Source organism: Mesorhizobium sp. M3A.F.Ca.ET.080.04.2.1, assembly GCF_003952525.1.
GTDB lineage: Bacteria > Pseudomonadota > Alphaproteobacteria > Rhizobiales > Rhizobiaceae > Mesorhizobium.
On record NZ_CP034451.1, the window covers coordinates 5,793,656 to 5,806,442 of the forward strand.

The window sequence follows — 12,787 nt, forward strand, 5'->3', positions numbered from 1 at the left end:
GGTTCCAGTCGAATTGAGCCGCGTCCGGTCAGCGGATTGGGCGCGGGAAGCGGATTGGTTGGGACATGAGCGCTGATTTCTCCGAACGCCGCGTGAAGATGGTCGATGGCCAGGTCCGCACCACCGACGTCACCAGCGCGCCGCTCATCGAAGCCATGCTTTCGGTGCCGCGCGAAGCTTTCGTCGGCGCCGGTCAGCGCGATCTGGCCTATATCGACGAGGACATTCGCATTTCGGACGCCGCCAACGGCACCGGCGCCCGCTACCTGATGGAACCGTCGCCGCTGGCCAAGCTGCTGCAACTGGCTGAGATCGACGCAAGCGATTCGGTGCTCGATGTCGGATGCGGCACCGGCTATTCGGCCGCTCTGCTGTCTCGAATAGCAAAATCGGTGGTTGCGCTGGAGAGCGATACGGCGCTGGCGGAGGCCGCGAGGTCGACGCTCGCAAGCCTCGGCTGCCTGAATGTGACGGTGGTGAACGGGCCGTTGCCGCAAGGGCATGCGGCCGGCGCCCCCTACGATGTCATATTCGTCGGCGGCAGCGTCCAGGAGGTCCCGGCGGAGCTTCTGAATCAATTGGCCGAGGATGGCCGCCTCGTCGCTGTCGAGGGACAGGGCAATTCCGGCGTGGCCCGTCTGTTCTTCAAAGCCGGAGGCGTTGTAACCGGGCGGCGGGCATTTAATGCGGCAATTAAGCCACTACCGGGGTTCGAACGTATCCATGCGTTCGAATTTTAAGCGATTTTGCCTTGCAGCGAAGGCATTGTCATGATCGCTTTCACCTGAACAATCGTTGCTGATTTGGTTGCCGGGCGTATTTCGGGAGGCTGGTCAGCGGGGGAACGATAAACAACGCGGCGCTGGCTGATCCAAACGGGTAGGCCGACGCGGCGTGGTTCCCATGCAAACGAATGAGGGAAATTACGTGCCGTCTGTACGCAAAACTGTCCTAGCAGCTATGCTCGTTTCCGCGACAGCGCTTTCGCCGTTGGCCGCATCGGCAGAAACCATCACCGGCGCGCTCGCCAAAGCCTATCAGTACAATTCCCAGTTGAACTCGGCCCGGGCCGGCGTGCGCGTCACCGACGAAGGCGTGGCAATCGCCAAGTCGGGCTGGCGCCCGACCATCAGGGGCTCTGCCGACGTCAATTATCAGAACACACGCGCCAGCGGCGCCAACTCGAAGCTGACCACGGGCAGCTTCGGCATCGTCATCAACCAGACGCTGTTCGACGGGTTTCAGACCAGGAACAATGTCGCCGCCGCCGAATCGCAGGTGAAGGCCTCGGTCGAGAGCCTGCGCAACACCGAGGAGAACATCCTGTTCAACGCGGCCAGCGCGTATATGGATGTGATCCGCGACCGCCAGATCGCGGTCTTGACGGAACAGAACCTGCAGTTCCTGACCGAGCAGGCGCGCGCCGCCCGCTCGCGCTTCGAGGTGGGCGAGGGCACGCGTACCGACGTGGCGCAGGCCGATGCCTCGCGCGCGACCGCCGTGGCGCAACTGAGCGCCGCGCGCGCGCAGGCGCTGGCGAGCGCGGCGACCTATCACCAGATCGTCGGTGATGAGCCGGGCAAGCTGAAGGCAGCGGCGCCGGTGGGCAGGCTGTTGCCGCCGAGCATCGACCAGGCCTTCGCCATCGCCGCGGTCGAGCATCCGGCGATCCTGTCCACGCAGCACCTCGTCGACGCGGCGGCGTTCTCCGTGAAATCCTCGGAAGGGGCGCTCCTGCCGCAGCTTTCGGCCTCTGCCGGCATTTCGGAGGATTACCTGCACCGCGATCCAGGCATAGGAACGAACGGCGATTCGACTTCTGCCAATATCGGCGCGACGCTGACCATTCCGATCTATTCGGGCGGCCGGACCTCGGCGATCGTGCGGCAGAACAAGGAATCGCTGAGCCAGGCCCGGATCGAAGTCGACGTCAGCCGCGACCAGGTGCGCCAGGCGGTGGCCTCGGCATGGACGCAATACATCGCCGCACGCCAAAGCGTGGATGCCAACCGGCAGGTGATCGCGGCCGCGCAGCTCGCCTTGAACGGCGTCATCGAGGAGCGCAATGTGGGGCAGCGCACCACGCTCGACGTGCTCAACGCGCAGAACGCGGTGATCACCGCCAAGATCAACCAGGCCGGCTCCGAGCATGATGTGGTGGTGGCAAGCTATGCCATCCTGTCGGCGATCGGACGGCTGTCGGTCGAGCGGCTCGGCCTGGCGGTCACCAAGTACAGACCGGAAGAGCACTACAATGCCGTCAAGGACAAGTGGATCGGACTGCGCACGCCGGACGGCCGCTGATCCCTTCATTCGGGCTTGCAAACAGCGCCGCGTATCAATGGATGCGCGGCGCTTTTCTTTTGTCTGTGTCGATAGGAGGCTCGCCGTCGAGCTAATCTGTTGAAATCCAACATGTCCTCAGTTTGGGGATTCTCGGATGACGATCGGTCGGTTACGCTGTCGCCATGATTCGAATCCGGTCAGGCCGGAGCGAATCGACAATGGGTCACAAAGGCGGCGGATGTGACGATGGCGACGGCAAGCAGCGCGCAGCGCGAACCTTCCATGGAAGAAATTCTGGCTTCCATCCGAAGGATCATCGAGGATAGCGACACCGGCCGCAAGCAGCCGGCCGATGCGGCTGAATTGCGCCAGGATCTGGCGCCACCGCCGACCCCGGTGCCGGTTCCCGAGATCGAGGCCTTCCGTTCCGAATTGCAGGCCGACGCCGCTCCTAAGAAGCCGGTGACGCTGGCGGAGGTTCAGGCCCAGCTCGCTGCGACCGATCCGGTCGTCGCCGTGGCGCCGCGGCCGGAACCGGCAAGGATGCCGCCCGCCCCAACGACGCTCGCCGAGGTTGGTGCAAGGGTTGCCGCCCATCCTAGCGCATCCGTGGTCACGAACAGGCCAGCAGAGCCTCCGCAAAACGCAGACAGCATCGTGGCAGACTGGCGTCGCGACGTCGCCGCTATTGGTGGGAGCGCCGCCGCCGAGAAAACCCCGACGCCGGAAGCCGCACCGGAAGTGGAGATCGAGGACGATGAGTTGCCGGAGCTGACGGCGGCCGAAACCGGCGCGTCAAGCAGCAGCGTATCGCGTGCGTCAGCAGATTCGTCATCGGTCCGCCCGTCAATTCTGTCCGAGCACACGGGCCGCCAGGTCGCCGCCGCCTTTGGTGAACTTTCAGACGCCTTCGCAAACCGCAGCAGGAAGAGCTTCGACGAAATGGCCGAGGAGATGCTGCGGCCGATGTTGCAGGACTGGCTCGACAACAATCTGCCGACGCTGGTCGAGCGGCTGGTGCGCGAAGAGATCGAGCGCGTGGCGCGCGGCGCGCAGTGACTTAGTCAGACCGTTCAAGGTGAAAGCGCCGCCTTCGGGCGGCGTTTTTGTTCTCGCCGGATGTGACGAACAGCTCTGTCGCGATAAGGCTGGGATTGCCGCCGCCCTCGGCAGGCCTATGTGAAAGAGCAGGCATCACCTGTCGCGATTGACTCGGCCAACAGCTTCCGATTTACACCGGACGCCTATCCCCGACAGCTCGGACTTCCCCCATGCTTGAAAAAAACTACGACGCCAAGACCGTCGAGCCCAAGATCGCCAAAATCTGGGAGGAGGCCGACGCCTTTCGCGCCGGCGCCGGTTCGGAGGAGGGGGCGGAGGCCTTCACCATCGTCATCCCGCCGCCGAACGTCACCGGCTCGCTGCATATGGGCCATGCACTCAACAACACGCTTCAGGACATATTGGTGCGCTTCGAGCGCATGCGCGGCAAGAACGTGCTTTGGCAGCCCGGCATGGATCACGCCGGCATCGCCACCCAAATGGTGGTCGAGCGCCAGCTCATGGAGAGGCAAATCCACCGCCGCGATCTCACCCGCGAAGAGTTCATCGAAAAGGTGTGGGAGTGGAAGGCTGAATCCGGTGGCGCGATCTTCAACCAGCTGAAGCGCCTCGGCGCCTCCGCCGACTGGTCGAGAGAGCGTTTCACCATGGACGAGGGCCTGTCCAGGGCGGTCCTGGAGGTGTTCGTCAGCCTTTACAAGGAAGGGCTGATCTATAAGGACAAGCGCCTTGTGAACTGGGACCCCAAGCTGCTGACGGCTATCTCCGACCTCGAGGTCGAGCAGCACGAAGTCAACGGCAACCTCTGGCATTTCCGCTATCCGGTCGAAGGCACGGTTTTCGATCCGGAAAACCCCAGGACTTTCATCACGGTGGCGACGACCCGTCCGGAAACCATGCTCGGCGACACGGCGGTGGCCGTCCATCCGGATGATGAGCGCTTCCGCGATCTGGTCGGCAAGAACGTCATCCTGCCGATCGTCGGCCGCAAGATCCCGGTGGTCGCCGACGAATATTCGGACCCGGAGAAGGGCTCCGGTGCGGTCAAGATCACGCCGGCGCACGACTTCAACGACTTCGAAGTCGGCAAGCGCCACAAGCTGCCGGCGATCAATATCCTGACCGTCGAGGCGACCATCAAGCTGAAGGACAACGAGGACTTTCTCGCCGGTCTTGAGCTGACGCCTGAGCGCCAGGCTGTCTGGGACGAACTCGACGGGCTTGACCGTTTCGCCGCGCGCAAGAAGGTCGTCGAACTGATGGAGGCCGGCGGCTTCGTGGAGAAGATCGAGCCGCATCGCCACACTGTGCCGCATGGCGATCGCGGTGGCGTGCCGATCGAGCCGTTCCTGACCGACCAATGGTACGTCAACGCCGCGGAACTGGCCAAGCCGGCGATTGCCTCAGTGCGCGAGGGCCGTACCAATTTCGTGCCGAAGAACTGGGAAAAAACCTATTTCGACTGGATGGAAAACATCCAGCCCTGGTGTATCTCGCGCCAGCTGTGGTGGGGCCACCAGATACCGGCTTGGTACGGGCCGGATGGCCGCGTCTTCGTCGAGAAGACCGAAGAAGAAGCGCTCGCCGCCGCGATCGAATACTATCTGGCCTTGGAAGGGCCTTGGAAGGCCTGGGTCGAGGACAAGCTTGAGAATTTCAAGCCTGGCGAGATACTCACCCGCGACGAGGACGTGCTCGACACCTGGTTCTCTTCGGCGCTGTGGCCGTTCTCGACGCTCGGCTGGCCTGACCACACTCCGGAACTCAAGACCCACTACCAGACGGACGTACTGGTCACCGGCTTCGACATCATTTTCTTCTGGGTGGCCCGCATGATGATGATGGGCCTGCATTTCATGGACGAGGAGCCGTTCCACACCGTTTATGTGCACGCGCTGGTGCGCGACAAGAACGGACAGAAGATGTCGAAGTCGAAAGGCAACGTCATCGATCCGCTCGACCTGATCGACGAGTACGGCGCGGATGCGTTACGCTTCACACTGGCGGTGATGGCGGCGCAAGGACGCGACGTGAAGCTCGACCCGGCGCGCATCGCCGGCTACCGCAATTTCGGCACCAAGCTCTGGAACGCGACGCGCTTTGCCGAGATGAACGAGGTCGCGAGGAACGACGAGTTCTGGCTGCAGGACGCCAAGCTCGCGGTCAATCGCTGGATCCTGACCGAGCTGACGCGCGCGGCACGCGCGATCACCGAGGGCATCACCAGCTACCGCTTCAACGAGGCGGCAGGGGCCGCTTATCGCTTCGTCTGGAACCTATTCTGCGACTGGTATCTGGAACTGCTGAAGCCGGTGTTCATGGGCACCGACGAGGCGGCCAAGGCGGAAAGTCGGGCCTGCGTCGCCTTCGTGCTGGACGAGATCTACAAGCTGCTGCATCCGATGATGCCGTTCATGACCGAGGAGCTTTGGGCGCAGACGGCGGGTGAGGGCATGGAGCGCGCCTCGCTGCTTTGTCATGCCGCATGGCCGTCGCCCGATTTCGAGGATGAGGAAGCGGCCGCCGACATTAATTGGCTGGTCGATCTCGTTTCCGGCATCCGCTCCGTGCGCTCCGAAATGAATGTGCCGCCGGCGGCGATCGCTCCTCTGACGGTGATCGGCGCCAACGCGCTGACCAGGGAGCGCCTGGAACACCATGCTTCGGCCATCAAGCGGTTGGCCCGCATCGGCGACATCGCGCTGGCTGACGCGGCTCCCAGGGGTTCGGCGCAGATCGTGCTTAACGAGGCGACGGTCTGCCTGCCGCTCGGCAGCCTGATCGACCTGCAGGCGGAGGCTGCGCGGCTGCAGAAGGAACTGGCCAAGGTGACCGAAGAGATCGCGCGCCTGCACAAGAAGCTTTCCAACGAAAAGTTCGTCGCCAACGCTCCGGAAGAGGTCGTCGAGGCGGAGCGCGAAAAGCTGGCCGAATATCGTGACGCTCAAGAGAAGCTTTCGGTTGCGCTGACGAGGGTTCGCGACGCTGGCTGAGGGGCCAGATTCGCAGCTCTGCGAAGCATGGTTTCCGGTGCGTTAACTGCTTCGAAAACAGGCATGCCGTTGCGTAAATTTTGACGTAAACGGAAAGTTTCGCCCCATTGTTGCCTTAATGTAACAATGCGGCCCTTTTTCTCCAAAAAAGGGCAGTTTTGCGCGATTTTCAGGCGCATTTTCCGGATTTTTCCGGCCCTTCGCTGCGGAGCGAGCTGTTTTGGACCTCAATTCGGCGGCACGCACCATGGCGAGAATACGGGCTGTCAAGACGTACATGTACAGCTAGCGAATTCGTTGTTGCACCGTTAACCCGAATTGGTTCTAGCTTGCCCCACTCGTGTTTCGGGGAGGGACTCCATGACCATCTTGCGGCTCAAGGCTCTGGCGGGGGCAGGCTGCTTTTCTATTGCTCTGATCGGCGCGGCCATGCATCCGGCGCATGCCGGCGGCCTCGAACGCGGCGGCTACGACATCGACCTTTTGTTCGATCCGGCGCCCTTCGCGACCGAAGCCGAAGCGACTTACGTGATGCCCGATCGCAAGTTCAAGAACGCGGTGGATACCGATCCGCTTGATGGCAACGTTACCGCCCTTGGAAGCACGGCCAAGGACAGTGAGAACTATTGGGTGCCGCGGATCGGCGTTAAGGCCCAGCTCGTCCCCGGCGTCGACTGCATGGTCGACTACTCCCAGCCGTGGGGGGCGCACACCTCTCCGGGCCTCTGGGCCGGCGCGCAGTCCAATATGGAAACGGACATCAAGAGCGACAACTACGCGGGCACCTGCTCGTACAAGATGGACGTCGGCAAGGGTCAGCTTCGCTTCATCGGCGGTCTGTTCTATCAGGAAGTCTACGGCTTCAAGGAAAGCCTGGTGTCGCCGCTGGTGCCCAACTTCCAGGGTACTGGCCGGGTCGACCTTTCGAGCAGCGGCTGGGGTTGGCGCGCCGGCCTTGCCTATGAAATTCCTGACATCGCCCTGCGGGCAAGTCTCGTCTACAATTCGAAAGTCAAGCTGGACAATATCTCGGGTACACTTGACCTGACCAATCTCGGACAGGGGATCACACAGATCTATGCCCCCACCGAATACATGCCGGACACGGTGGAACTGAAATTGCAGTCCGGCATCGCGCCCGGTTGGCTGGCCTTCGGTTCGATAAAGTGGGTCAACTGGAGCTTGCTGCAGAGCATCCCCATCTGCTCGCAGGCCTCGCAGGGTCTTGCCAATTGCACCACGGTCTCCCCGCTCCCGATCAGGCTGACGTCCCTCGACCTCATGTACCGCGACGGCTGGACGGTTTCGGGCGGTGTTGGCCACAAATTCAACGACCAGTGGGCGGCCGCCGGCCAACTCACCTGGGACCGCGGCACCTCGCATGGTTACGGCTCGCAGACTGACACCTGGACGCTCGGCGGCGGCGTTGCCTATACGCCGAAGCCGAACATCGAAATTCGCCTGGCCGGCGCAATCGGCGTCCTGACCAGCGGCCATTCCGGCACGCTGACCGACGAGAACGGCTATGTGGCCGGCACCGACGTCAGCTATGACTTCGGCAACGATCTGGTCACGGCGATCTCGGGCGGCCTCAAGATCAAGTTCTAAGAGTCTGAAAATTTAGAGAAAAAGGCCGGGCATGCCCGGCCTTTTTTCTTGCACGCCGCAACCCTTGATCGAGCAGCGCATCCCGGATGTTGCAGATTCGCGTCACAATGGGCGCCGGATACTATTGTGACGTTTTAGCAACAGTTTATGAACGACCCTTGCGCTAAAGGTCAGGCCGAGGAAACTGCCCATTTCCCGCCATAAACCCGGAGCAACGCAGATATGTCTCGGGATGCGTGCCAGGATGGCCAGGCGACGGGGCAGGCCGCGGGGTGTGCGGCAAGGACGAGTATGGACGCCAAGGCAATCTCCAAGGCCAAGCTGCCCAGCCGCTACGTGACCGAAGGTCCGGCGCGGGCGCCGCATCGTTCGTACCTCTACGCCATGGGGCTATCGGCCGCCGAAATCGCGCAGCCGCTGGTCGGCGTCGCCAGCTGCTGGAACGAGGCGGCACCTTGCAACATCTCGCTGATGCGCCAGGCGCAGGTGGTGAAGAAGGGTGTCGCGGCTGCCAACGGCACGCCGCGCGAATTCTGCACCATTACGGTGACCGACGGCATCGCCATGGGCCATCAAGGCATGAAGTCGTCGCTGGTGTCGCGCGAGGTCATCGCCGATTCCGTCGAGCTCACCATGCGCGGGCATTGCTATGATGCGCTGGTCGGACTCGCCGGCTGCGACAAGTCGCTGCCGGGGATGATGATGGCCATGGTGCGGCTCAACGTGCCATCGATCTTCATCTATGGCGGCTCTATCCTGCCAGGCAGCTATCGCGGCCGGCAGATCACCATTCAGGACGTGTTCGAAGCCGTCGGGCAGCATTCGGTCGGATCGATCTCGGATGCCGAGCTGCTCGAGATCGAGCAGGCTGCGTGCCCGTCCGCGGGTTCCTGCGGCGCGCAGTTCACCGCCAACACGATGGCGACCGTTGCCGAGGCGATCGGACTGGCCCTGCCTTATTCCTGCGGCGCTCCGGCCCCCTACGAGATGCGTGACCGCTTCAATTTCGCTTCCGGCGAAAAGGTCATGGAACTGATCGCCAAGAATATCCGGCCGCGCAACATCGTCACGCGCAAGTCGCTGGAGAATGCGGCAACCGTGGTCTCCGCCACCGGAGGCTCGACCAATGCGGCGCTGCATCTGCCGGCAATCGCGCATGAGGCGGGCATCAAGTTCGACCTTTTCGACGTCGCAGCGATCTTCGAGAAGACGCCCTACATCGCCGATCTCAAGCCCGGCGGCAAATATGTCGCCAAGGACATGTTCGAGGCCGGCGGCATTCCGCTCCTGATGAAGACGCTGCTGGACCACGGCTATCTGCATGGCGACTGCATGACGGTCACCGGCCGTACTTTGGCCGAAAACATGGAGCATGTTGCCTGGAATGACAGCCAGGATGTGGTCCGTCCCGCCAATCGACCAATCACCAAGACAGGTGGCGTCGTGGGATTGAAGGGAAACCTTGCTCCCGAAGGCGCGATCGTGAAGGTCGCAGGTATGTCGGAACTGACATTCTCGGGTCCGGCGCGCTGCTTCGATTCCGAGGAGGAGTGCTTCGAGGCGGTCACGCAGCGCAACTACCAGGAAGGCGAGGTTCTCGTCATCCGTTACGAGGGGCCGCGCGGCGGTCCGGGCATGCGTGAGATGCTGTCGACGACGGCGGCGCTCTATGGCCAGGGCATGGGCGGCAAGGTGGCTCTCATCACCGACGGGCGTTTTTCCGGCGCCACGCGCGGTTTCTGTATTGGCCATGTCGGGCCGGAAGCGGCCGTCGGCGGGCCGATCGGGCTCCTCAAGGATGGCGATGTGATCTCGATCGACGCCGTGAACGGTACGATCGAGGTGGCGCTTTCGGACGCCGAACTCGCGGCGCGGGCGAAGAAATGGAAGGCGCGCGAGACCGACTATCAGTCGGGCGCGATCTGGAAATACGCGCAGGCCGTAGGGTCTGCGCGCGACGGCGCGGTCACCCATCCGGGTGCTGCCAAAGAAACACACTGTTATGCGGACATCTGAGGTGTTGAGGTCATCGGTCTTGTCGGCACTGGTCGCGGTTGCGACTTTGGGCGCCGTTGGCCAGGCCATGGCCTTCGACGACAAGGTGTTCGACGACAAGACCGGCGTGAAGCCGCAGTCGAGCCCGTGGGCGGTGTTCCAGTTCGGCTTCTCCGCCTACAAGAACGGCCACAAGGACCAGGCCGTCGAGGCCTATAAATATGCCGCCGAGAACGGCCAGATCGGCGCCACCTGGAAGCTGGCGCGCATGTATGCCGCAGGCGACGGCGTGGCGCGCGACGATTACGCCGCCTTCAAGTTCTTCAGCGAGATCGTCGACCAGGATGTCGAGCCCGGCTCGCCGGAGGAGAGCTATGTCTCGGACGCGCTGGTGGCGCTCGGAGATTACCTGCGCAAAGGCATCCCTGGCAGCCCGGTGACGGAGAACGAGGTCGCGGCGCAGGAGTATTACATGCGCGCGGCCGCCAACTATCGCAATCCGAACGCCCAGTTCGAGATCGGCCAGATGTTCCTGAAGGGCGAGGGCGGTGTGAAGGCCAGCGTCAAGCAGGCCGGCCGCTGGCTCCAGCTGGCGGCCGAGAAGGGCCATGCCGGCGCCCAGGCGACGCTCGGCAACCTCCTGTTCCAGAGCGGTAAGGTCGTGCGCGGCCTGGCGATGATGACGGCGGCACTGGAACGGGCTCCGCCGGCCGATCAGACCTGGATCCGCAGTATGCAGGAAGAAGCCTTCGCCGCCGCCGGGGAGGCCGACCGCCGCACCGCGATTTCTTTGGCGGACGACATCCTGACCAAGGGCAACAACGGCGATCGGTAGGTCGCACGGACCACACGCCTGCCTGGCCTCAGCAAATCAGTTTTCGGTGGGCGCTGTCGGCACGATGTTTGGCGTCGAGATCGAGGTCGGGTGCAGTTTCGGCGGCTGTTTCTCGCCCGGACACTCGTCCTCGACCTTTGTCCAGGACGTATTGTTGAGAACCATGTCGCAACGGGCGAGGTGGCTTTCGCCGGCAATCGTCAGGCAAGCCGTCTCGCCGACCTTGAACGACTTGCCGTTGGCAAGACATGCCTGCGCGGCGAGGACCGGCGTCGGCGCGGCAAACGCCAACACAAGGCCGACCGGGCAAAGAACAAATCGCATCGCCATGAAACCCCGCAACAACGCGCATTGAACGCGCGATTTGTGGCGAGATCAGGGATGTGGCGTGAGCAGTACCGTCAGGCGGGATGAAGGCTGAGATCGATCGCCACCGGCACGTGATCGGACGGCTTTTCCCAGGCCCGCACGTGCTTTTCGACCGACGCCGAGGAAAAGCGGCTGGCGGCTTCGGGCGACAGCAGCAGATGATCGATGCGGATGCCGTTGTTCTTCTGCCAGGCGCCGGCCTGATAGTCCCAGAATGTATAAACCTCGGGAGAGTCGGTGACGGCGCGGACCGCTTCCGTGAAGCCAAGATTCTTCAGCCGCCGGAAGGCCTGCCTGGACTGCGGCTGGAACAGCGCGTCGTTCCGCCAGTTCTCTGGGAACCGGGCGTCGGCGGGCTCGGGGATGACATTGTAGTCGCCGGCCAGCACCAGAGCTTCCTCGAGCCTGAGCCGTTCCTCCGCCCAGCGCTCGAGTCTCGCCATCCATGCGAGCTTGTAGGGAAACTTCCTTTCGTCGTCGATCGGATTGCCGTTCGGCAGATAGAGCGACGCAACGCGCAGAGCACCCTTGTCGGTTGAGAAGACACCTTCGATGAAGCGCGCGTGGTCGTCGGCATCGTCGCCCGGCAGGCCGCGATTGACCTCGTCGAAGGGAAGCTTCGACAGAAGGGCAACGCCGTTGAAGCTCTTCTGGCCGTTGGTCTCCACATTGTAGCCCAGCGCCTCGATCTCGGCGCGCGGGAACTGCTCGTCGACGGTCTTGATCTCCTGCAGGCAGACGATATCCGGAGCGCTTTCGGTCAGCCAGTGGGTGAGGTTGCCGATGCGGGCGCGAACACCGTTGATGTTCCAGGTGACGATCTTCATGCGGGCCTCAATGCTGTTCCGGGGGAAGGCGTTCGACGAGGCCGATCGTATTGCCGGCTGGGTCCTTTAGAAAGGCCATCCATTCGCTTTCCCCTGCTCGACCGAACTGGCCCTCGGTGTCGCGGTGGACCAGCGCCGGCGGCGCGGTGAAGGGAATGCCGGCGGCCTTGGCCTCGGCGTGGAAGGCTTCCAGCCCGGCGATGTCGAGATAGACCGTGCCGGCCGGCACGCCGTCGGCAAAGAACAGGCGCACGTCACCTGCCATGATAAAGGCGATGCCCGGCGGATCGTAGCGCGCATGCACGCCCAGGCCGAGCACGCCCTGCCAGAAGGCGAGCGTGGTGTCGAGATCGCGCCCGGCCGACAGCGCGACCTGGCGGACCGCGCCGATCGTGGGCATCGCGGCCCTAGATGGAAAAGCTGGTGCCGCAGCCGCAGGAGGCAACGGCGTTCGGGTTTCTGATCTGGAAGGATTGACCCATCAGGTCGTCGACGAAGTCGATCACCGAGCCGCCCATATAGACCAGCGAGAGGTCGTCGATCAGGACCGTCGCGCCATCCTTCTCGATGGCGACGTCGTCATCGTTCGCAGCTTCGACGAGATCGAACTTGTAGGAGAAGCCGGAGCAGCCGCCGCCTTCGACGGAAACGCGCAAAGCCGTCTTGCCGGGCTCGGCGGCGAGGATCTTGGCGATCCGCTGCGCGGCAGCGTCGGTCATCTCGACTTTCATTGCAGTCTTGGCATCCGCGCCCATCGGCGTCACCTTGCTTTGCGTCTCAGATCATAGGTATGAAGCAGGCGGGGCCAAGTC

General features: G+C 63.0%; 11 protein-coding genes. 7 read left to right on the top strand and 4 right to left on the bottom strand.

Annotated elements, in window-relative coordinates:
• The first annotated feature begins 65 nt into the window (after positions 1-65).
• The 7 genes from EJ074_RS27645 (at position 66) to EJ074_RS27675 (ending at position 10,779) form a co-directional block, all read left to right on the top strand.
• Entirely contained in the window at positions 66-740 is a 675-nt protein-coding gene (locus EJ074_RS27645; RefSeq protein WP_095807166.1) for a protein-L-isoaspartate O-methyltransferase, read from the top strand.
• Between the two features lie 187 nt (positions 741-927).
• Positions 928-2,304 (top strand): TolC family outer membrane protein, encoded by a 1,377-nt coding sequence (locus EJ074_RS27650; protein WP_095807268.1) that lies wholly within the window; start codon positions 928-930, stop codon positions 2,302-2,304.
• A gap of 228 nt (positions 2,305-2,532) precedes the next feature.
• A complete protein-coding gene (locus tag EJ074_RS27655; protein WP_095807167.1) occupies positions 2,533-3,345 on the top strand; it encodes a PopZ family protein in 813 nt (270 codons plus the stop codon).
• A gap of 212 nt (positions 3,346-3,557) precedes the next feature.
• Positions 3,558-6,341: a valine--tRNA ligase gene (locus EJ074_RS27660; protein ID WP_129553898.1), complete on the top strand. Its 2,784-nt coding sequence runs from the start codon at positions 3,558-3,560 to the stop codon at positions 6,339-6,341.
• A 360-nt stretch (positions 6,342-6,701) separates the two neighbouring features.
• Positions 6,702-7,949 (top strand): OmpP1/FadL family transporter, encoded by a 1,248-nt coding sequence (locus EJ074_RS27665; RefSeq protein ID WP_095807169.1) that lies wholly within the window; start codon positions 6,702-6,704, stop codon positions 7,947-7,949.
• A gap of 291 nt (positions 7,950-8,240) precedes the next feature.
• Positions 8,241-9,965 carry a dihydroxy-acid dehydratase gene (gene ilvD / locus EJ074_RS27670; protein WP_095807170.1) on the top strand — a complete coding sequence of 575 codons (1,725 nt, stop codon included), beginning with the start codon at positions 8,241-8,243 and terminating at the stop codon, positions 9,963-9,965.
• On the top strand, positions 9,952-10,779 hold the full coding sequence (locus EJ074_RS27675) for a tetratricopeptide repeat protein (RefSeq protein WP_095807171.1): 828 nt from the start codon (positions 9,952-9,954) through the stop codon (positions 10,777-10,779). The genes ilvD and EJ074_RS27675 overlap by 14 nt, the downstream gene beginning before the upstream one ends.
• 36 nt (positions 10,780-10,815) lie before the next feature.
• Here the strand turns inward: EJ074_RS27675 and EJ074_RS27680 are convergent, their stop codons facing one another.
• From EJ074_RS27680 to erpA, 4 genes are all read right to left on the bottom strand, one after another.
• Positions 10,816-11,103 (bottom strand): hypothetical protein, encoded by a 288-nt coding sequence (locus EJ074_RS27680; RefSeq protein ID WP_245454754.1) that lies wholly within the window; start codon positions 11,101-11,103, stop codon positions 10,816-10,818.
• Positions 11,104-11,180: 77 nt separating this feature from the next.
• Entirely contained in the window at positions 11,181-11,975 is a 795-nt protein-coding gene (gene xth, locus EJ074_RS27685) for an exodeoxyribonuclease III (protein WP_095807173.1), read from the bottom strand.
• A 7-nt stretch (positions 11,976-11,982) separates the two neighbouring features.
• The gene (locus tag EJ074_RS27690) at positions 11,983-12,375 is read right to left on the bottom strand and encodes a VOC family protein (RefSeq protein WP_095807174.1); all 393 of its coding nucleotides are present in this window, start codon (positions 12,373-12,375) and stop codon (positions 11,983-11,985) included.
• Between the two features lie 7 nt (positions 12,376-12,382).
• Positions 12,383-12,730, bottom strand: a complete 348-nt coding sequence (gene erpA, locus EJ074_RS27695) for an iron-sulfur cluster insertion protein ErpA (protein WP_095807175.1) — start codon at positions 12,728-12,730, stop codon at positions 12,383-12,385.
• Between the last annotated feature and the right edge of the window lie 57 nt (positions 12,731-12,787).

Excerpts from the sequence above, each read along its gene's own strand:
- EJ074_RS27645 (WP_095807166.1), top strand. The coding sequence starts at position 66 with ATGAGCGCTGATTTCTCCGAACGCCGCGTGAAGATGGTCGATGGCCAG.
- EJ074_RS27655 (WP_095807167.1), top strand. The coding sequence starts at position 2,533 with ATGGCGACGGCAAGCAGCGCGCAGCGCGAACCTTCCATGGAAGAAATT.
- EJ074_RS27660 (WP_129553898.1), top strand. The coding sequence starts at position 3,558 with ATGCTTGAAAAAAACTACGACGCCAAGACCGTCGAGCCCAAGATCGCC.
- EJ074_RS27665 (WP_095807169.1), top strand. The coding sequence starts at position 6,702 with ATGACCATCTTGCGGCTCAAGGCTCTGGCGGGGGCAGGCTGCTTTTCT.
- ilvD (WP_095807170.1), top strand. The coding sequence starts at position 8,241 with ATGGACGCCAAGGCAATCTCCAAGGCCAAGCTGCCCAGCCGCTACGTG.
- EJ074_RS27675 (WP_095807171.1), top strand. The coding sequence starts at position 9,952 with ATGCGGACATCTGAGGTGTTGAGGTCATCGGTCTTGTCGGCACTGGTC.
- EJ074_RS27680 (WP_245454754.1), bottom strand. The coding sequence starts at position 11,103 with ATGCGATTTGTTCTTTGCCCGGTCGGCCTTGTGTTGGCGTTTGCCGCG.
- xth (WP_095807173.1), bottom strand. The coding sequence starts at position 11,975 with ATGAAGATCGTCACCTGGAACATCAACGGTGTTCGCGCCCGCATCGGC.
- EJ074_RS27690 (WP_095807174.1), bottom strand. The coding sequence starts at position 12,375 with ATGCCCACGATCGGCGCGGTCCGCCAGGTCGCGCTGTCGGCCGGGCGC.
- erpA (WP_095807175.1), bottom strand. The coding sequence starts at position 12,730 with ATGGGCGCGGATGCCAAGACTGCAATGAAAGTCGAGATGACCGACGCT.